The sequence below is a fragment of the Rhodococcus sp. 105337 genome (assembly GCF_012844225.1).
Lineage (GTDB): Bacteria > Actinomycetota > Actinomycetes > Mycobacteriales > Mycobacteriaceae > Rhodococcus.
On record NZ_JABAGQ010000001.1, the window covers coordinates 273,100 to 292,632 of the forward strand.

Annotated in this window: 21 protein-coding genes and 1 riboswitch; of the genes, 8 read left to right on the top strand and 13 right to left on the bottom strand. The window is 68.1% G+C overall.

Annotated elements, in window-relative coordinates; all coding sequences use genetic code 11:
• Window positions 1–3: 3 nt before the first annotated feature.
• The 4 genes from HF886_RS01360 to HF886_RS01375 all read right to left on the bottom strand — a co-directional run bounded on the left by HF886_RS01360 (window position 4) and on the right by HF886_RS01375 (window position 2,980).
• Window positions 4–1,125, bottom strand: a complete 1,122-nt coding sequence (locus HF886_RS01360; protein WP_169619208.1) for a glutamate--cysteine ligase — start codon at window positions 1,123–1,125, stop codon at window positions 4–6.
• Window positions 1,126–1,216: 91 nt separating this feature from the next.
• Window positions 1,217–1,873, bottom strand: a complete 657-nt coding sequence (locus HF886_RS01365; RefSeq protein WP_169619207.1) for a superoxide dismutase family protein — start codon at window positions 1,871–1,873, stop codon at window positions 1,217–1,219.
• Between the two features lie 115 nt (window positions 1,874–1,988).
• Window positions 1,989–2,588 (bottom strand): LytR C-terminal domain-containing protein, encoded by a 600-nt coding sequence (locus HF886_RS01370; RefSeq protein ID WP_169651324.1) that lies wholly within the window; start codon window positions 2,586–2,588, stop codon window positions 1,989–1,991.
• 32 nt (window positions 2,589–2,620) lie between these two features.
• Window positions 2,621–2,980: a DUF3263 domain-containing protein gene (locus HF886_RS01375; protein WP_169619203.1), complete on the bottom strand. Its 360-nt coding sequence runs from the start codon at window positions 2,978–2,980 to the stop codon at window positions 2,621–2,623.
• A 129-nt stretch (window positions 2,981–3,109) separates the two neighbouring features.
• On the opposite strand from HF886_RS01375, the gene HF886_RS01380 reads away from it, so the two are divergent.
• Genes HF886_RS01380 through HF886_RS01390 form a run of 3 tightly spaced genes read left to right on the top strand, consistent with a single transcriptional unit; the run spans window position 3,110 to window position 5,532 of the window.
• The gene (locus HF886_RS01380; protein WP_169619201.1) at window positions 3,110–3,706 is read left to right on the top strand and encodes a peptide deformylase; all 597 of its coding nucleotides are present in this window, start codon (window positions 3,110–3,112) and stop codon (window positions 3,704–3,706) included.
• A complete protein-coding gene (locus HF886_RS01385) occupies window positions 3,696–4,685 on the top strand; it encodes a GNAT family N-acetyltransferase (protein ID WP_169651325.1) in 990 nt (329 codons plus the stop codon). The genes HF886_RS01380 and HF886_RS01385 overlap by 11 nt, the downstream gene beginning before the upstream one ends.
• Before the next feature lie 34 nt (window positions 4,686–4,719).
• Window positions 4,720–5,532, top strand: a complete 813-nt coding sequence (locus HF886_RS01390; RefSeq protein WP_169651326.1) for an exodeoxyribonuclease III — start codon at window positions 4,720–4,722, stop codon at window positions 5,530–5,532.
• Window positions 5,533–5,610: 78 nt separating this feature from the next.
• On the opposite strand, the gene HF886_RS01395 is transcribed toward HF886_RS01390, so the two are convergent.
• Entirely contained in the window at window positions 5,611–5,973 is a 363-nt protein-coding gene (locus HF886_RS01395) for a GNAT family N-acetyltransferase (protein ID WP_206036473.1), read from the bottom strand.
• Between the two features lie 151 nt (window positions 5,974–6,124).
• Here HF886_RS01395 and thiD point away from each other — a divergent pair, with 151 nt between their 5' ends.
• The gene (thiD, locus tag HF886_RS01400) at window positions 6,125–6,970 is read left to right on the top strand and encodes a bifunctional hydroxymethylpyrimidine kinase/phosphomethylpyrimidine kinase (RefSeq protein WP_169619195.1); all 846 of its coding nucleotides are present in this window, start codon (window positions 6,125–6,127) and stop codon (window positions 6,968–6,970) included.
• 16 nt (window positions 6,971–6,986) lie between these two features.
• Here the strand turns inward: thiD and HF886_RS01405 are convergent, their stop codons facing one another.
• The 6 genes from HF886_RS01405 to thiO form a co-directional block, all read right to left on the bottom strand.
• Window positions 6,987–8,510, bottom strand: a complete 1,524-nt coding sequence (locus HF886_RS01405) for a M20/M25/M40 family metallo-hydrolase (RefSeq protein WP_169651327.1) — start codon at window positions 8,508–8,510, stop codon at window positions 6,987–6,989.
• Between the two features lie 40 nt (window positions 8,511–8,550).
• Complete coding sequence (locus HF886_RS01410; protein ID WP_169619191.1) at window positions 8,551–9,333, bottom strand: ABC transporter permease; 783 nt, start codon at window positions 9,331–9,333, stop codon at window positions 8,551–8,553.
• On the bottom strand, window positions 9,333–10,262 hold the full coding sequence (locus HF886_RS01415; protein ID WP_169619189.1) for an ABC transporter ATP-binding protein: 930 nt from the start codon (window positions 10,260–10,262) through the stop codon (window positions 9,333–9,335). Before HF886_RS01415 ends, HF886_RS01410 begins: the two co-directional genes overlap by 1 nt.
• Before the next feature lie 50 nt (window positions 10,263–10,312).
• On the bottom strand, window positions 10,313–11,113 hold the full coding sequence (locus HF886_RS01420; RefSeq protein WP_346765269.1) for a thiazole synthase: 801 nt from the start codon (window positions 11,111–11,113) through the stop codon (window positions 10,313–10,315).
• Window positions 11,106–11,336: a sulfur carrier protein ThiS gene (thiS, locus tag HF886_RS01425; RefSeq protein ID WP_169619187.1), complete on the bottom strand. Its 231-nt coding sequence runs from the start codon at window positions 11,334–11,336 to the stop codon at window positions 11,106–11,108. Before thiS ends, HF886_RS01420 begins: the two co-directional genes overlap by 8 nt.
• A complete protein-coding gene (gene thiO, locus HF886_RS01430; RefSeq protein WP_169619185.1) occupies window positions 11,333–12,397 on the bottom strand; it encodes a glycine oxidase ThiO in 1,065 nt (354 codons plus the stop codon). The genes thiS and thiO overlap by 4 nt, the downstream gene beginning before the upstream one ends.
• Window positions 12,392–12,506: riboswitch (TPP riboswitch) on the bottom strand. It overlaps the preceding gene by 6 nt.
• Window positions 12,507–12,534: 28 nt before the next feature.
• On the opposite strand from thiO, the gene thiE reads away from it, so the two are divergent.
• Complete coding sequence (gene thiE / locus HF886_RS01435) at window positions 12,535–13,227, top strand: thiamine phosphate synthase (RefSeq protein WP_169619183.1); 693 nt, start codon at window positions 12,535–12,537, stop codon at window positions 13,225–13,227.
• Window positions 13,228–13,237: 10 nt separating this feature from the next.
• Here thiE and HF886_RS01440 read toward each other — a convergent pair whose 3' ends face one another.
• On the bottom strand, window positions 13,238–14,092 hold the full coding sequence (locus HF886_RS01440) for an NUDIX hydrolase (protein WP_169619181.1): 855 nt from the start codon (window positions 14,090–14,092) through the stop codon (window positions 13,238–13,240).
• A 133-nt stretch (window positions 14,093–14,225) separates the two neighbouring features.
• Between HF886_RS01440 and HF886_RS01445 the strand changes: the two genes are divergently transcribed.
• The 3 genes from HF886_RS01445 to HF886_RS01455 are packed head-to-tail and all read left to right on the top strand — an operon-like array spanning window position 14,226 to window position 18,839.
• Window positions 14,226–15,581 (top strand): hypothetical protein, encoded by a 1,356-nt coding sequence (locus HF886_RS01445; protein WP_169651328.1) that lies wholly within the window; start codon window positions 14,226–14,228, stop codon window positions 15,579–15,581.
• Entirely contained in the window at window positions 15,578–16,549 is a 972-nt protein-coding gene (locus tag HF886_RS01450; protein ID WP_169651329.1) for a glutamate ABC transporter substrate-binding protein, read from the top strand. The genes HF886_RS01445 and HF886_RS01450 overlap by 4 nt, the downstream gene beginning before the upstream one ends.
• Before the next feature lie 7 nt (window positions 16,550–16,556).
• Window positions 16,557–18,839, top strand: a complete 2,283-nt coding sequence (locus tag HF886_RS01455) for a serine/threonine-protein kinase (RefSeq protein WP_169651330.1) — start codon at window positions 16,557–16,559, stop codon at window positions 18,837–18,839.
• Between the two features lie 19 nt (window positions 18,840–18,858).
• Here HF886_RS01455 and HF886_RS01460 read toward each other — a convergent pair whose 3' ends face one another.
• Window positions 18,859–19,527, bottom strand: a complete 669-nt coding sequence (locus HF886_RS01460; RefSeq protein ID WP_169651331.1) for an SRPBCC family protein — start codon at window positions 19,525–19,527, stop codon at window positions 18,859–18,861.
• Window positions 19,528–19,533: the final 6 nt, after the last annotated feature.

The window sequence follows — 19,533 nt, forward strand, 5'->3', positions numbered from 1 at the left end:
CGTTCAGGCCCGTAGTTCGTCGACCAGCGAGTCCACCACGGCCACGAGATCGCCTCCCGTAGCCTCCGCGAGACGTCGCTGCCGTTGATACGACGCTCCGCGCACCGGGATGTCGGCGACCCGCGCCAGTTCGTCGGCGCACCCGAGCCGGGCAGCGGTCGGTGTGATCTGCTCGAGCAGGTCGTGCAGGTCGTCGGTGACGAGGCGTTCGTGACATTCGGGGTCCAGGATCACCTCGGCCTCCAGCCCGTACCGCGCCGCGCGCCACTTGTTCTCCTTGACGTGCCACGGCTGCAGGATCGGAAGGTCTTCACCGCGCTCGAGACACTCGTCGAAGTAGACGACGAGCGAGTGGACGAACGCGACGAGTGCCGCCAGTTCGGCGCGGTTGGTGATGCCGTCGAAGACCCGCACTTCGATCGTGCCCCATTTGGGGGCGGGCCGGATGTCCCAGTGCATCCCACCGGGAGTGTTGATGACCCCGGATTTGAGTTGATCCTCGATGAAGCGTTCGTACTGCGCCCAGTCGGAGAAGTGGTAGGGCAGACCGGCGGTGGGCAACTGCTGGAACATCAGTGCCCGGTTGCTGGCGTAACCGGTGTCGTATCCCGCCCAGATCGGCGACGACGCCGACAACGCGAGCATGTGCGGATACTTCACGAGCAGGGCGTTGAGGATCGGAATGACCTTGTGCGGCGACGACACGCCGACATGGACGTGCACCCCCCAGATCAGCATCTGCCGGCCCCACCAGCGGGTGCGATCGATCATTTCGTCGTAGTGCGGGGCGCTCGTGACGATCTGGTCCGTCCACTGCGCGAACGGGTGGGTGCCCGCGCACATCAGATCGACACCGTGCGGGTCCGCGGCGCGGCGCAACAGCGACAGCGATTCGGAGAGGTCGTCGACCGCTTCGCCCACCGTGTCGTGGACGTCGGTGACGAGTTCGACCGTATTCCGCAGGAACTCCTTCGTCAGACGCGGTGTCTCACCTGCGATCCTGCCGACGGAGTCGAACACGTCCGCTGCACTGTTCGACAGATCGCGGGTGGTCTTGTCGACCAGGGCGATCTCCCACTCCACGCCTACTGTCGGACGGGGAGAACCCGGAAACTCGACTGCCACGATTCGATCCAACCACAAGGGCCCCGCGAACCGATCATGCCCGCGAGGCCCTGTGAGTGGAATTACCGCGTGTGCGGTCTCCGGGGAAACGTCACTCGATTACGCCGCACGCTTGGCGGGCGCCGAGGTTGTCCTCGTGCACGACCACCGAGGTACCTTCTTCACCCTGCAGATCCTCGAGGGTGAACGCGTTCGTGGTCACGGTCGTGGTGGCCGTTCCGTCTTCGTGGACGACGACCGACACCAGGTCACCGCTCTCCGGGACGGAGGTGCTGCCTTCGACCTGCAGGTGCGGGCCGGCGGACAGGAATGCTCCCGGTGCGCCACCCGTGGGAGCGACCGACTCGGGTTCGCACTTGCCGACCGCGTGGACGTGGACACCGTGGTAGCCGGGCGCAAGTCCCTCCACGTCGATCGTGACCTGCACGCCGCCGTCCTGTTCGGCGAAGGACACGGTGCCTGCATCAGCGCCGTCGACCGCCTTCAGGCCGGCGGTGAGAGTGGCCGCACCTGCGGCGCCGCCGCCCTGCGCGCTGCCGGCCTGCGCTCCGCCTGCTCCGGATTCGCTGCCGTGGGAGTCCCCGTGGGAGTCGCCGGGGGCAGCGGAACCGGTCCACACCGGCGGTGTCGTACCCGGCACGTCGGTCGGTTCCTCGTTGTTCGAGCATGCGGTCAGGCCGACGGCAGCGATCGCGACAATCGGGGCCAGAGCACGCCAAGACATGCGACGGGTGGAACTGGAGACCATCAAACCGCTCCTTCGAAGTGCCGAAAAGTAAACCGATCATAGCCGGGACCCCGCGCGCCGCTCCTGCCCTGCTACCGGAAAGCCCGATCGGTCGCGTGCGGCACCGTCGGTCCGTCTACGACGCAGCGACGATGACGATCACGCCTGGGGCTTCGTCGGCAAGTCCCGGAAGGCGAGGTTGCGCGGAGACGCCGAGCGCGTCGGCGACCTCGAGCGCGGTTTCCTCCTCGCCGGGTGTCGTCCCGTAGTACACGGTGGTCATACCGACGGTGCCGTTGCTGTAGTTGCCCGTGTCCTCGATCGTGAAGCCTTCGTCCTCGAGCAGACTTGCCGTCTGGGCGGCGAGGCCGGCGACGTTGCTGTTGTTGAGGACGCGGACGGGCGCCGGAGTTGCGGGCGCTTCCGCCGCCGACGATTCGGGGGTGGTGGCGGCCGGGGCAGCCGACGTCGCAGCGGGTGGCTGCGCTGCGTTGGGTGCCGCCGATGCCGCGCCGCCGAACGCACTCGCGGCCGACGCCGACGGAGCGGCCTCGGAGGGTTCGCTGCTCGCGGTGGTGGTCGCCTCGTCGTCGGAGCCGCCGAGTGACGCCATCCCGATCCCGGCGAACAGAATTGCGAGGGAGATCAACACCATCGCGAAGGCCCGGAGGGGTGGCCCCGACGACGAGGGTGCTCGGTTGGGTTTCTCGGCGGTTCTGCTCACGCGTTCGACCATAGTTGGCCGACGGTTCACGCGCTGACGCTCGGCTAACGCGTCGTTTCGAATCCGAGGCGTCGTGCGGCGCGTGCCTTCTGGCGGCTCGCCCGGAGCCGACGGAGCCGTTTGACCAGCATGGGATCGGCGGCAAGAGCTTCCGGCCGGTCGACGAGCGCGTTGAGCACTTGGTAATAGCGGGTCGCGGAGAGGCCGAACAGTTCCTTGATGGCTTCTTCCTTGGCGCCGGCGTACTTCCACCACTGCCGCTCGAAAGCCAGAATGTCGTGGTCGCGCCGGCTCAGGCCGTCGTCTCCGATTGCATTCGGATCAGCCGCGCCGGCGATCTCGTCGTCACTGCGCTGGGGCTCTGCACCGGACCGGCCCCCATCGTGCGCTGCTGCGCCGTCCATGTCACTCCTCGAAGCCCGGATCACTCGGGCGACAATTACACCTGTGTGTTTCCGACCGTAATTCAACCACGCGGTTCCGACACGTACCGGCCCGACGAGCACCTCGGACGCGCACTATCCTGTTCCACCATGGCCATTCTTCCGATCGTCATCGTCGGCGACCCCGTCCTGCACAACCCGACCGAACCGGTGACGGAATCCCCCGCCGAGCTCGCTCAGTTGATCGCCGACATGTACGAGACGATGGATGCCGCGAACGGGGTCGGGCTCGCCGCCAACCAGGTCGGCGTCGCCAAGCGCCTGTTCGTCTACGACTGCCCCGACCGGGACGAATCCGGGCACGTCGCGCGCCGCCGGGGAGTTGTCGTCAACCCGGTACTCGAGACGTCCGAGATCCCCGAGACGATGCCGGACCCGGAGGACGACCTCGAAGGGTGCCTGTCCGTGCCCGGCGAGAACTTCCCGACCGGCCGCGCCGAGTGGGCGAAGGTCACCGGAACGGACGCCGACGGCAACCCCGTCGAGATCGAGGGCCACGGCTTCTTCGCGCGCATGCTGCAACACGAGGTCGGCCACCTCGACGGGTACCTCTACGTCGACGTGCTGATCGGCCGCAACGCGCGCGCAGCCAAGAAGACCATCAAGCGTGCCGGATGGGGAACTCCCGGTCTGACGTGGATGCCCGGAACGGTCGAGGACCCGTTCGGGCACGACGATGACGACTGACGAACCTGCCGTACCCGCAGTACCGCTCGGCAGCCGTGTGGTGCTGCGCTATCGCCTCCCCGCGGGATACAGCCATCCCATGACCGATGTGATCGGCGAACTCGTCTCGATGGAACCGGTCGTGGCGGTGCGCACCGCGGACAAGCGACTTGTGCAGGTCTCGCCGAGCGCCGTGGTGGCCGTGAAGCAGATCGCCGCACGACCGATCCGGACCTCCGAGATCCGGTCGCTCGAACATGCCGCCGCAGCCGGATGGCCAGGCCTGGAGCAAGCGTGGATCGACGGCTGGTTCCTGCGGGCGGGCGGCGGTTTCACCGGCCGCGCCAACTCGGCGACCCCGATCGGGGCTCCCGGCACCGTCGCGGACCCTGCCGATCCCGAGGTGCGGGCACGCCTGCGCGACTGGTTCGCCGCGCGTGGCCTTCCGCTGCGTCTCCTCCTCCCCGACCGGCTGGCCCGGATTCCGCAGGGCTGGCCCACCGGCGACAGAGTGGTCGTGATGGGTGCGGATCTCGAGAACGTGCCGCTGCCGGAGGGGCCGGTACCCGTCGCGGTCGCCGGGGAACCGGACGAGGAATGGTTGTCGCTGTACCGGAACGGCACGGTTCCCCCGGTCGGGCAGGCCGTGCTCGGCGCCGTCGCCGCCGGAACCCTCGGATTCGGCCGGATCGGAGCGCCCGGGCAACCGCCACTCGCCATCGGGCGGGCCGCGGTGACCCATGCCCCGGACGGTCGCCGCTGGGTGGGACTCTCCGCGGTGGAGGTCGCCCCCGAGCACCGGCGCCGCGGCCTCGGGACCCTGCTGTGCGGGTCGCTGCTCGCCTGGGCCCGCGACGCCGGAGCCACCCATGCCTATCTGCAGGTCCACGACGAGAACGTGGCCGCGCGCACGATGTACCGGGAACTCGGGTTCGTCGACCATCACCACTACACGTACGCGACCGAACCGCCGGCTCCGTCGTCCGCCGATCGCGCGTAACCGTCGCGTCGTACCCCTGCCCTAGAGTGTGGGCGTGCGATTGGCAACGTGGAATGTGAACTCGGTCCGGGCCCGGACCGACCGGATCGTCGACTGGATGCAGCGGACAGGCACCGATGTGCTCGCCATGCAGGAGACGAAGTGCAAGGACGAGCAGTTCCCGACGGAGCGGTTCGAAGAACTGGGCTACGAGGTCGCGCACGTCGGGTTGAGCCAATGGAACGGCGTCGCCATCGTTTCCCGTGTCGGCCTGGAGGACGTGCAGGTCGGTTTCGAAGACCAGCCCGGCTTCTCCAAGGATCCCGAGATCTCTCCCGCGCTCGAAGCCCGCGCGATCGGCGCGACGTGCGGCGGTGTGCGGGTGTGGAGCCTGTACGTGCCCAACGGCCGCGACCTCAACGATCCGCACTACGCCTACAAACTCGACTGGCTGGCGAAGCTGCGGGCCGACGCGCAGGCGTGGCTCTCCGCCGATCCCGATCAGCAGATCGCCCTCGTCGGCGACTGGAATGTCGCACCCACCGACGACGACGTCTGGGACCCCGCATTCTTCGAAGGCAAGACGCACACCTCGCAGCCCGAGCGCGACGCCTTCCATGCGTTCGCCGACGCCGGGTTCACCGACGTGGTGCGCCCGCATGCGCCGGGCCCCGGGGTGTACACGTACTGGGATTACACGCAGTTGCGGTTCCCCAAGAAGCAGGGCATGCGGATCGACTTCGTGCTCGGTTCTCCCGCGTTTGCCGCACGGGTCACGGGCGCCGAGATCGACCGCAACGAGCGCAAGGGCAAGGGCGCGAGCGACCACGCTCCGGTCATCGTCGATCTGGCGGACGAACCCGCGTAGCGAAGGTTGGTGTCCCGGAGTTCGGCGTCTCGGAGTTCCGTGGCAGGGAGCCGGGCTGTGAGTCCGGCTGCGAGGAGGTCAGGCACCCCGCCTGCGCGCGACCGGACCGGGCGAGACCACGACGTTCTCGTAACCGCCGTGTGAGTCGAGGTAGCGCTGGACATAGGTGCAGATCGGCCGGACCCGCCAGCCGCGTTTCCGTGCGATATCGAGGGAGCCGCCCACCAGGACGGCCGCGAGTCCGCGGTGACCGAAGTCTTCCACGATCACGGTGTGCATGAAGTCCACGATCGGATCGCAGGGCCCGGGCACTCCGGACGGGCAGTTGGTGTCGTAGTAGCCGAGTATGCCGACGAGATCTCCGTTGAGCCGCAGTTCGAAGCGGTTCTGGTCGGCGTTGTCGGACACATCGGCGCTCGGCGTACTGGTGTCCAAGAGCATCTCCAAGCGATGTTTTCCTGATCGAACTGTGACCTGGAACACTATAGAACACGTTCCTGCAAGAACCTCCGGGCTCCCATTCTTTCGTGACGGGCCCGCCGTGGAGCCGCTGCCGAGGGTGAGCCCCCACAGCCTCGGTAGGGTGAGCGCCGTGGAACTTCTGCCCTTGTCAGCTGCCGGTGAAACGCCGGTTCGCGCCCTCACCATCGCCGGCACCGACTCCGGCGGCGGCGCCGGCATCCAAGCCGACACCCGGACCATGGCGATGTGCGGTGTGCACGCGTGCGTCGCGGTCGCCGCGGTCACGGTGCAGAACTCGGTGGGAGTAGAGGGGTTCCACGAGATTCCTGCCGAGACCGTCGCCGCACAGGTTCGGTGCGTCGTCGACGACATCGGCATCTCGGCTGCCAAGACCGGAATGCTCCCGTCCACCTCGATCATCGAAGCCGTCGCCGCAGTGTGCACCGAGATGGGCATCGGCCGCGATCTGCCGGTACCGCTCGTCGTCGACCCGGTATGCGCATCGATGCACGGCGACCCGCTGGTCCATGCCGATGCACTCGACGCGATCCGTTCGGTGTTGATCCCGCGGGCCACCGTCGTCACCCCGAATCTGGACGAGATCCGTCTCATCACGGGCATCGACGTGGTGGACGACCCGTCGGCGCGGCGCGCGGCCGAGGCCCTGCACGCGCTCGGTGCGCAATGGGCCATCGTCAAGGGCGGGCATCTGCGCACGTCGTCGTCGAGCACCGATTTGTTGTTCGACGGGGATCGGTTCCTCGAATTCACCACCCCCCGGATCGACACGGGCAACGATCACGGCGGCGGCGACACCCTGGCCGCCGCGATCGCCTCGGCTCTCGCACACGGCCGGTCGGTGCCCGACGCGGTGGCGTTCGCGAAGGAGTGGATCACCAAGTGCCTCGAATGGTCGTACGACCTGGGGCGCGGACACGGACCGGTCAACCCGTTGTGGCGGCTACAGGAGAAGTGACCGCAGCCGGTGCCGGTTACTCGGTGAACGCCTCGCGTGCCTGCACTCGTGCGTCGCCGACGGGCACCCCGTCCGGCCCATCCACCGACAACGCGTAGAACGCCGTGCCGTACCCGACGGCCGCCGCGGCTGCGGCGAGCGCGTCGCGGTCCACGTTCGCGACGTCGTCCTCGGCGGTGTGGTAGTTCGGGTCGAATGCCTTACCGCCGGTACCGCCCCACAGCTCCGCCTGTTCGGCGGTCTTCACATCGTCTGCACCGCTGAACACCCCACCGGCGGGAATGCCGACGGCGACGAACGGTCCGTAATCGGACCTGCCGTCGAAATCGGTGCCCGACACGGTGATGCCGCGCTCCGCGAAGAATTGTGCGAACGTCCGCTCGATCCCCGCCGATCCCTCCGGCCCGGGACCTTCCCCTTCGCCGTCGGAGTCGTCTCCGTCGAAGACGAGGTACCCGGGGTTCGGGGAGCCGAGCATGTCGAAGTTGAGATACAGCGCGATGTCGCGGCGTTCGTCGTCGGACAATCCGTCGATATAACGAGCGGATCCGACGAGCCCGGCTTCTTCCGCTCCCCAGAATGCGAAGCGCACCTTGTTGGCAACATCCGGTTCCGCGCCGAGTTGCAGTGCGGTTTCGAGCACGGAGGCGACTCCCGTGCCGTTGTCGTTGATGCCGGGCCCCTCCGGGACGCTGTCGAGATGTGCGCCGACGACCACCACATTGTCGGCCGCGCCGGTGGAGGTCTCGGCGATCACGTTGCACGAACGCTGCCTCTCGGTCGTGGTGTCGAGAGTCAGATTCACCGAGGATGCCCCTGCGACCGTGTCGGCGTCCTGCCGGGCGAGTCCTCCGACAGGTATCCGGGGTTTCTCGTCTTCGGCGAGTCCCGCATCGGACAGCGGCCCGTCCTCGTTGTTGACGACCAGCACTGCGGCCGCTCCCCGATCCGCGGCGACCTGCTCCTTCACCGAGAACGTGCACGCACCGCGGTCGACGAGTACCGCCGATCCGGAGACGTCGAGGCCGTCGTAGTCGGTGGGCTCACAGCCCGGCGTCTCGTCGGCCGGAATCCGCACGGGGCGCACGGTGAGTCCGTCCGGCCCGGTCGAGGGCGAGAAGCCCAGCGCGCGCACGCCCACGGGGGTGCCGTCGATGTCGAGGGTCTCGGTCTCCACGTCGAACCCGGTCACGTCGAATTCCGGTGTCTGCACCTCGAACCCGGCGTCGCGCAACCGGCCGGCGACGTAGTCGACACTCGCGTCGTATCCGGGGGTGCCGAGCGCGCGGTTGCCGTCGTTCTCGCCGGCGATGCGTTCGAGTTCGCTCAGATGTGCGGTGACCGCCTCGATCTGCACCCGGTCGGCGATCGCGTACGGGTCGAGCGACGGCGGTGCCTGCCCGCTGGGGGAATCGACGCTGCCGGAACCCCCGCTGCCGGAACCACCGCCCTCGGTACTGTCGTCGGCCGCACATCCCGCGACCGACAGGACCGCTACCGCGATCGACAACCCCGCCCGTCCCCACCGTCCGCGCGCCATGGGCAGAGCGTAATCGACCGGTGGGGTCCGCGCGTGGTGCTCAGGCGTCCCGCTTGTTCACCACGACCAGTGACACAGCGAACACCACAGCCGTGAAAACCGCAAAATACACGAGGGAACCCCATGCACCCCAGTGGAATTCGATGCCCTGCTCCATGCTGAGGAAGTTGTTGGCGTTGGCGAAGGGCAGGAACGGTTGGATTTCACGTCCGACCGATCCGAACAATCCGAACAGCGACTCGATGAGCAGTGGCCACAGCAGCAGCAGCGCGATCGTCCCGGCGGACTGGCGCAGCAGCGTACCGACACCGATCGCGAGCACCACACAGAGGAACGCGTAGAGCGGAATTCCGTAGATCGCCCGCCACGCCGGCTCGCCGCTGAGTACGAGATCTCGTCCGGCATCCGGTCCCGCCAGCATCTTCGCGAGAAGGAACGACGCGAGACCGAGCACGCCGGTGAGAATCGCGCCGAGCACACCGATGAGCGCGGCCTTGACCGTCAGGAGGAGCGTCCGGTTGGGCGTGGCCTGGAAGGTCGTGCGGATGACGCCGAACCGGTATTCGCTGGTGACCGACAGTGCTGCCAGGATCATCAGCACCAACACGCCGAATCCCGTGACACCGCTGACGGCGACATCGACGGTGGGATAGAACTGCATCACTTCGTCGTCCGCGGTGAGCGAACTGCGCGCGACCGAACCGAGAACCGCGGCCAGGCCCAGCCCGAGCGCGACGATCACCACCGTGCACCACAACGGCGACTGCACCGAGGTGAGTTTGATCCGTTCGGCCCGCAGCGTGTCGAGCACGGTCCCCGCCATCACAGTCCGCCTTTCATGACGTCGTCGGTTCCGGTGCCGTGGAATTCCACGTGGCCCCCGGTGAGTTTCATGAATGCGTCTTCGAGCGACGCGTTACGGCTGGACAGTTCGTGCAGCACGAGTGATCGCGACGCGGCGAGTTCACCGACCTCGGCAATGCCCACGTTCGGCACCAGCAGCGCCCCGTCCTCTTCGCGGACGGTGTACCCCCGCTCGGTGAGGGCGCTGCGCAGCTCGCCGGCAGAAGGACTGCGCACCACGACGACCGATTCGGAGGCCCGGTCCACGAAGTCCTTCACCGACGTGTCGGCGATCAGGCGTCCCCGCCCGATGACGATCAGATGGTCGGCGGTCTGTGCCATCTCCGACAGCAGGTGGCTCGACACCAGCACGGTGCGACCCTCTGCCGCAAGGGCGTGCATGAAGCGGCGGATCCACATGATGCCCTCCGGGTCGAGCCCGTTGACGGGCTCGTCGAAGAGCAGCACCTGCGGGTCGCCGAGCAGCGCCCCGGCGAGACCGAGCCGCTGCGACATGCCGAGAGAGAACCCACCGGCGCGCTTCCCGGCGACTTCGGTGAGACCGACCTGGCGCAGCACCTCGTCCACGCGGGAGGCCGGCAGGCCGTTGGACGCCGCGAGCCACCGAAGGTGCGCACGCGCCGTCCTGTTGGGGTGCACCCACTTCGCGTCGAGGAGCGCTCCCACCGTCTGGAGCGGCCGTGTCAGGCTGCGATACGGCTTGCCTCCGATGAGCGCGCTGCCCGAGGTCGGGCGGTCCAGGCCCAGGATCATGCGCATCGTCGTCGACTTCCCGGCGCCGTTGGGGCCGAGAAACCCGGTGACGATGCCGGGGCGGACCGTGAACGTCACATCGTCGACCGCGGTCGTGGACCCGAAGGTCTTGGTCAGTCCGGTCACTTCGATCATGGGCCATACTCTGCACGATCGGGACCGCGCGCGCAGCTACCGCACCGTCATCAGGGTTCGAGAGGCGACGACGCCTGCGCCCAGAACCGTTTCGGAATCCGTCCGGCATGGCGTGCGCGGAATCCCGCTTCGACCGCGTGCCGCATCGCCGAGGCCATCAACGCGGGTTCTTTCGCGCGCGTGACCGCGGTTGCGAGCAGCACTGCGTCGCAACCGAGTTCCATTGCGAGCGCGGCGTCGGATGCGGTGCCGATTCCGGCGTCCAGGATCACCGGCACCCCGGCCGCCTCGACGATCATCTCGATGTGATGCGGGTTCGCAATGCCCAGGCCCGTCCCGATGGGCGAGCCGAGCGGCATGACCACGGCACAGCCGACGTCCTCGAGCCGGCGCGCGAGCACGGGGTCGTCCGTCGTGTACGGCAGGACCACGAACCCGTCGTCGACCAATTGCTCGGCAGCCGCGACCAGTTCGATCGCGTCGGGGAGCAGTGTCCGCTCGTCGGCGATGACTTCGAGTTTGACCCAGTCGGTCTCGAGCGCCTCACGTCCGAGTTGCGCGGTGAGCACGGCTTCCTTCGCGCCACGGCAACCGGCGGTGTTCGGCAGCAGCGCGATCCCCAGCCGGCGCACCAGATCGAGGACACCGGTGCCCGATGTCGGATCGACACGGCGCATCGCGACGGTCGTCAGTTCGGTTCCGGACGCGACCAGCGCGTCTTCCAGCGCAGCGAGACTCGCCGCTCCGCCCGTTCCGGTGATCAGCCGGGACCCGAAGGTGCGACCGGCGATGGTCAACGGCGGCAGGTCCGCGGCCGGGTCGCCGGAAGGGCCGTCGAGGAATTCAGCCACCCTGGACCGCCGTGAGAATCTCGATCTGTGCGCCCGCGGCGACCCGCTCGCTCCAGCGGCTGCGGGGGAACACCACGCCGTCGACTGCGACGGCGAGGCCCTTCTCGGGCAGCCCCATGCCTGCCAGCAGTTCCGACATCGTCGGTGCCACCGCGAAGTCTTTGTCCTCACCGTTGACGGTGACGCCCACCTGAGTTCGGTTCGACCCGGTTCCGTTGGTCATTGCGCTACCACTTCCGTAAATCGTTGAGGGGAAGCATGCTTCACCTCGGACAAGGGATCTTCGGACAATTCTGCGAGCACCGCGTCGACGGTCAGGGGTGTGAGCAGCACGCCGTTGCGGCCGTGTCCCGTCGCGGCGATCACGCGTTCCGACAACCGCCCGATGAGCGGAAGGTTGTCCGGTGTCATGGGGCGCAGTCCCGCGCTCGCCTCGTGGAGTTCGTACTCGCCGATCGCCGGCAGCAGTGCCTCCGCATCGGCGATCAGGTCGCGCACCCCCGCGACGGTCACCTGCGTATCCGCCGCCTCGTACTGGGTGGCACCGACCACGAGACCGTCACGGCGGGGTACCAGGTAGGCGGGTCTGCCGTGGACGTTGCCCCGGATGGTGCGCTCCGGAAGCGGCGTCGCTCCGGGGCGCATCCGCAACCGCAGGATCTCGCCCTTGACGGGCCGTACCGGCAGGGCCGGCCACAACCGGGAGGAGGCGGAACCGGCCGCGAGCACCACGCGATCGGCGGCGAGGTCGGCGAGGTCGGCGACCGGCGCCTCGGAGAATCGGACACCGGCATCGACAGCGGCACGACGCAGGGCGACGACGAGCGCCCGGTTGTCCACGGACAATTCCGCCGACGCGAGCAAACCGAGACGGATGCGAGGCCCGAGGGACGGTTCGAGGTCTCGCACCTCCGCACGGGAGAGCACCCGCATCTCGTGGCCCTGCGCCTGAACCCACTCGGCGACCGTGCGCAGGTCCGCGGCGTCTGCGGCGTCGAGAGCCACCGTCATCGACGCGGTGGAGGTCACCAGGTCGATGCCGGTCCCGGACCGGAGGAGTGCCGCGAACTCGGGCCAGCGCTGCAGCGACGCGGCACCGAGTTCGAGGACGTGGCCTTCGCCGGGCCACCCTTCGGACAACGGGGCGAGCATTCCGCCTGCCACCCAGGACGCACCCGAACCGGGATCCGGATCGTGGACGGTGACGACATACCCCGAGCGGGCCGCGCGCCACGCGATCGACAGACCGATCACTCCGCCACCCACGACTGCCACTGTTGTCATCGGTCCACCTCACTCCCTGCGCCGGCATGATCCGGTTCAGGTCATAACGGTCGGGGCCGGCAGGCCCCCTCTCAGCCCCGTGTACCTCGGGACTCCCGTGTCGTATCTCGTCTACCCGAGAGGTTACCGTCTTGACCGTGACCACCTACCGCGGCAACCATCCCGACCCCCGTGGGCGTCTCGCGACCGCCCGGCTGTACCTGTGCACCGACGCGCGCCGCGACACCGGCGACCTCGCCCGTTTCATCGACGAGGCGCTGACCGGCGGTGTCGACATCGTTCAGCTGCGCGACAAGGGTTCGGCGGGTGAGAAGAAGTACGGCCGGCTCGAGGCGCGTGACGAACTCGCAGCCCTGTCCATCCTGGCCGACGCATGCGCGCGCCACGGTGCGTTGCTGGCGGTCAACGACCGAGCCGACATCGCCCTTGCCGCGGGTGCCGACATCCTCCACCTCGGCCAGGGCGACCTGCCGGTCGAGCATGCGCGAAGCATCCTCGGCGACGACATCGTGATCGGCCGGTCGACCGGCACCCGCGGGCAGGCGTCGCTCGCCGACATCGAAGAGGGAGTCGACTATTTCGCGTCGGGTCCGGTGTGGGACACCCCGACCAAACCGGGTCGTCCGGCAGCGGGTCTGAGCGTGCTGCGAGAGGTCCACAAGTCGCATCCGCGCAGGCCGTGGTTCGCGATCGGCGGGATCGATCTCGAGCGGCTGCCTCAGGTCCTCGACGCGGGCGCCACCCGGATCGCCGTCGTGCGGGCCATCACCGAAGCCGCCGATCCGCGCGCCGCCGCCGCAGCGCTGAAAGCCGCGCTGCCCACACCGTGAACGGCGCGCTCTAGAGCCACGCCAGGACAGCGGACGGGGGCAGTGTCACCGCGTTGCCGGGAAGCCGGTCACGAAGTCCGCGGTCGGCGGTGACCACGACCGTGACCCCCGGGTCGACCGCGGTCGCAGTACTTGCCGCGAGGCGGGCCAGTTCGTCGTCTCCGCTCCCCTCCGCGGTGTGCACGGGAATGCGGGCGTCGTCCGTCGCCGCACCGCGGGCAGCTCCTTCGAGGACCGCCTCGACCTGCGGCACCCACCCGAACAGGCCGTCCGGAAGCTCGACGGTCCGGGGAAGGACGGCGGCGAGATTCGCGAGCAGAGCACTCGTCGCGCCCGGACGATCCCGCCACCAGCCCGTCGGCCCGGTCGAGCCGAGGACATTCGCGGTGTCGAGCAGCATCCGTACCGGGCGGGTGCGCAGGGCGGGCCACGCCTCCGCGAAACCCGCGTGCAACGGCATCTCGCCGACCTGCTCTTCGGGCACCCAGCGGAGTTCGGTGCTCTCACCGTTGAGCGTGGTGTCGAGCGGAGCAGCAGCGTCGGCGACGACCGTGGTGTAGGTCCACCCGCCCACCGACCCGGAGGTGACCCGCACGGCACGCACGGCGAGTGCCGTCACCTCGATCCCGGCCTCCTCGTGCGCTTCGCGGACCGCCGCGTCGACGGTGCTTTCGTGCGAGTCGCGAGCGCCGCCGGGCAGTGCCCACGTTCCGCCCTGATGACTCCACGCCGCCCGGTGCTGCAGGAGAACAGCGGGAGTCCCGTCCGGAAGCGGCGCGCGCAGGAGCAATCCGGCGGCACCGTGCCGTCCCCACCGCTTGTCACCGTCCGGCCCGACGGCCCAGCCGTCCCCGTCACCGCGCATCCTGTCCGCTCCCTGGTCCCAGCCGTCACGGAAGTGCTCGGGCGAGGAGATCCCGTGTCCGTGGTCGGCACATTCTTTCGCGTGCTGCTTATATGCTCCACAAAACCGGCAACCTGAGAAGGGGGGTTATGCGGTGGATATTCGCCTGACCCCTACTGTTCTACCGGTCGAGAACCACAACCAGCGTACCGAGGATCCCAAAAACCCGGTTGTACGCGCTGCCCGCCGACGCGGCAGCACGTTGCAGTCCACTCCCGTGCTCTTCGCGGTCCTCGCGGGTGTGCTCGCCGTCCTGCTCGTCGCGTCGTGCGTGGTGACGGTGCAACTCGTGGGCGCACGGCAGGACACGCACGGCCGGCTCCTCGCGACGACCGAACCGCTCGCGAACGCTTCCCAAAACCTGTACAGCGCGCTGTCCGTCGCGGACGCCGCCGCGGTGACAGGGTTCATCTCCGGGGGCATCGAGCCCGCCGAGGTTCGGGAGCGTTATCTCGACGCCCTCGCCGAGGCCTCCGACCATCTCGTGATCGCCGCGGCCGGTCTCACCGCGGACCAGGCCCACAGCACCCGCAACCTCACCGAGATCGGACGCATGCTGCCCGTCTACACCGGGCTGATCGAGACCGCGCGCGCCAATTCGCGCGTCGGCAATCCCGTCGCCTCCGCCTACCTCGGGGAAGCGTCGTACATGATGCAGTCCGTGTTGCTTCCCGCGGCGCAGGAACTGCAGTCGGAAGGGATCTCCGCGGTCGAGGCCACGCAGCGTGCCGCGGTGCGGCCACCATGGCCGGCGATCGGACTGCTGCTCGTCACCGTCGCCGCGCTCGTCGCGGTTCACATGCTGGTCAGCCGCAAAACCCGCCGCACGTTCAATCTCGGTCTGCTGGTGGCCATCGCCGCGGCCGGGTCGCTGCTCGCCTGGCTTCTCGTCGCGGGACTGGTGTCCTCCGACGCCACCGAACGCGCCCTCGAACAGGGCGCCGAACCATTGGCGGTCCTCACGGAGAGCAGAATCCTCGCCCAGCAGTCACGCACCGCCGAAACGCTGCTGCTGGCGCAACGCCACTCCACCGGCGCGTACGACGGAACGTACGGCGAGCGGATCACCCGCCTCGGGGAACTTCTCGAACGGTACGGCGGCGCCGACCCCACCGAAGCCGGGGCCGAAGCGGTACAGCGTGCGCAGGCAGCCCGCGACGCGTGGATCAATTCTCATGCGCGCACGACGGACGCTCTCGAACGCGGCGACTACGAGGCCGCCGTCGTCCTGGTGATCGGACCCGGCCCGGACGAATCCACCGCACAGTTCACAACACTCGACGGTGCCCTCTCGACCGCCATCGCAGAATCACGTACCGAACTACGCGACAACGAGTCCCGTGCCTCCCGCACATTGTCGGGGCTCGTTCCGGCCGCCGTGATCCTCGTCGTCATCGCGCTCACGGGAAGCGGCATCGGACTGTGGCGACGGATCAGGGAGTACCAATGAGATCGCGCCGCACCTCCGCCTTCGCCGCTGCACTGTGTGCCACTGCTGCTCTCATATCCTCTTGCGGCACACAGCCTTCCCCTGGTCCATCCGTCGTCGAGACCGCCGAGAGAACCTTCCCGCTTCCGGAAGGCGCCAGGATCGCCGACCCGTCCGGGCCGACATCCGCCTCACCGGAATGCGGTGACCCCACCGCGAGCCTGCGCCCGAACGGCGCCGACTCCGGACCGACCCTCGACGCGATCCGCGCCCGGGGCCGCCTGATCGTCGGACTCGACGCCGGGAGCAATCTGCTGAGTTATCGCGACCCCACCACCGGTGACATCACCGGCTTCGATGTCGACATCGCTCGTGAAATCGCCCGTGATCTCCTCGGCAGTCCCGAATCGGTCGATTTCCGGATTCTCAGTTCCGCCGAGCGCGAGGAGGCGCTGCAGACTTCGACGGTGGACATCGTGGCGAAGACGATGAGCATCACGTGCGCGCGTCGCGAACTCGTGGACTTTTCCACAACCTATCTGCGCGCCGAGCAACGTGTGCTCGTGGTCAGAAATTCCGGGATCCGCAACGTCTCCGACCTCGTGGGGCGACGCGTGTGCATCGTCGACGGCACCACTTCGCTCGAGCGGATGCGCGAGGTACAGCCGTCCGCGTCGATTCTGACGGTCCCGTCCTGGGCGGACTGCCTGGTGGTGCTCCAGCAACGGCAGGTCGACGCCGTGAGCACCGACGACACGATCCTGGCGGGCTTCGCCGCCCAGGACCCGTACGTCGAAGTCGTCGGGGACTCGCTGCGCACGGAACCGTACGGAATCGGGATCACCCGGGGCAACGACGACCTGGTTCGGTTCGTCAACCGCACACTGGAACGTATCCGCTCGGACGGCACCTGGACCGCACTCTACGACAGGTACCTTTCGGTACTGGGGCCCGCGCCGGAGCCACCGGCACCCACGTACGTGGATTGAGGAAGTGATGTCCGCCAACCGCACGCCCGACGACGCAGACTCCGCTTCCACGAGCGCGCAGAGCGAGACCGCGCCGGGGCAGGGAACGCAGCGGGCCCCGCTCCCGGCCACGGGTCCGTCCGAGCGTTCGATTCCCTCTCAGCGTTCCTCGAGCCGGCGTACCCGGCCGCGCGGAACGGGCCGTCGCCGCATCGCAGGACTGGTCGACGTCCCGGTCGCTGCGCCACAGGACCCGATGCACGCCGTGCTGCGCACACCGCATGTCGCGGAGGGGAAACGGTTCTGCTGGAAGTGCGGCGAACCGGTCGGGCGCAGCACACCGTCCGGCCCGGGACCGACAGCGGGCACCTGCCCGCGGTGCGGGTCACCCTACTCCTTCACCCCTGTCCTGCAGCGCGGAGATCTCGTGGCGGGCCAGTACGAGATCCAAGGGTGCCTCGCGCACGGCGCGCTCGGCTGGATCTACCTCGCTGTGGACCGCAACGTCAGCGATCGGTGGGTTGTCCTCAAGGGTCTGCTGCACTCGGGTGATGCGGAGGCGCAAGCCGTCGCGGTCGCCGAGCAGCAATTCCTCGCGGAAGTCAGCCACCCGAGCATCGTGCGCATCTACAACTTCGTCGAGCACCCACTCCCCGACGGCACGCCGATGGGTTACATCGTCATGGAGTACGTCGGCGGGCACACGCTGAGGGAAGTCCTCGACACGTACTCGAAGCCACAACGGATGCCGGTCGAGCAGGCCATCGCCTACATGCTGGAAGTTCTTCCGGCGCTGCAATATCTGCACGAGATCGGTCTCGTCTACAACGACCTCAAACCCGAGAACATCATGGTGACCGACGAGCAACTCGAACTGATCGACCTCGGCGCCGTGACAGGCATCGAGGACTACGGGTACCTGTACGGCACCCCCGGATATCAAGCTCCCGAAATCGTGCGGACGGGTCCCACCGTCGCCAGCGACATCTACACCGTAGGCCGCACGCTCGCGGTACTCACCTTGGAAATGCCCTCGGAGAAGGGCCGGTACCTCGACGGACTGCCCACACCGGCAAAGGCTCCGTTGCTCGCCGAATTCGACTCGTTCCACCGCCTGCTCCTGCGCGCGACGAACGCGGATCCAGCCCTGCGGTTCTCGTCGGCCGACGAGGTTGCCGGCCAGCTCACCGGAGTGCTCCGCGAAATCCTGTCGCAACAGACCCGCACCGAACATCCCGGGTTCTCCACGATGTTCAGCCCGCAACGCACGACCTTCGGCACCGACGAGGATGTGGCTCGCACCGACGCGCTCGCCGACGGAGTCGATCGTACGGTGGTGCTCTCCCCTCGCGCCGTCACAGCGGCGCTGCCCGTGCCGCTGCTCGACCCCGCGGATCCGAGTGCCGCCCTTCTCACCGCAGCCGTGCACAGCGAACCCCAGCAGACCCTCGACTCGTTGCGGCACGCCCGAGACAACGGACTCGAGCGCGTGTCCGGAACCACCGACGCCGCGTTCTCCCGCGAGATCACTCTCGCCGAAGTGCGGGCCAATCTGGATCTGGGGCGCGGCGAACAAGCCATCGAGATCCTCACCCGGCTCGAACGGGAGACCGGCGCCGATTGGCGTATCGACTGGTACGCCGGTAACGCTGCCCTGCTACAAGAAGACTACGAAGGCGCATTCGCCCGCTTCGATCGGGTGCTGCAGGCATTGCCGGGTGAACTCGCACCCAAACTCGCGCTCGCCGCCACCGCGGAACTGACGCTCGAACACTGGGAGAGCGATGATCCCGCGTCCTGGCGTGCCTTCTGCGAGAACTTCTACCGCACGGTGTGGCGCACCGATCACAGCGTGGTCAGTGCCGCCTTCGGCCTCGCCCGCCAACTCGCGGGCAGCGGCAGGACCGGCGACGCGGTCGACGTCCTCGACCAGGTTCCCCACACGTCACGACACCACAACGTCGCGAGCATGACCGCAGCGCTGATCTTGCTGCGTCACGGCAACATCGACGAGCTGACCGATGCCGACCTCTTCGACGCCGCGAAGCGTGTGTCGTCGTTGCCCGCCGACGAGGGCCGCGCCCTGCAGATGCGTGCCCTGGTTCTCGGCACCGCCCTCGAATGGATCCGGGCCGGGCGATCCCCCCGGCGTGACCACGGCCGGATCCTCGACAGCCGGTTCACGGAGAACGGTCTGCGCCGCGGCACCGAAGCCGCCCTTCGCGAACTCGCCCGCAAGTGCCCCGAGCGCGCGCACCGCTACGTCCTGGTCGATCTCGCGAACGCCATCCGTCCCCGCAGCCTGATCTGACAGCGGTGACGGCGGGTGCCTACCGCCGGCGGAAGGCACGCGTGACGAGCCAACCTTCCACCATGCCTGCAAGAAAGACTGCGGTCACGAGCCCGTATTTGCGAGCCGGTGCAGGAATCATGGCCAGCGCATCGAATTCTCCCGCTACCGATCCACCTCCCGGAGCAGCGAACTGCTGTGGCGCACCAGTGGAATGGGATGTGTGTGTAACCGGCACGGACGCAGCCGCCGGCACCGCTTGGCCACCGGCCAGCATCGCGCCGAGGTTGACAGCGAACTGTTGCAGCACCTTGTTCGACACGGCCACGATCGCGCCCTTGCCGAACGAGACGATCTTGCCGCTGATCACCAGGTCGGTAACGAGTGTGAGCCGCGATCCGTTGCCGACCTGTTCTACGGTGATCGCTACCTCTGCCTCCGCGTCACCATTGCCGTGCGAGTCGGCACCCTTGGCCGCGAGCTTCAGCGTCCTTGCATCCCGGTCGATCTCGAGGAAACGAATGGTACCGGAGTAAGACGCACTGATCGGCCCGACCCTGACCTTGACTCCTCCGAGGAACGTGTCACCGTCCTTACCGGTGATCGCTGCGCCGGGTACACACGTCGCCACCTTTTCGACGTCATCGTTGATCAAACGAAATACGTCGTCGGCTGCCGCATCGATGTCGAGTGAATTGGTCAATAACACAGCATT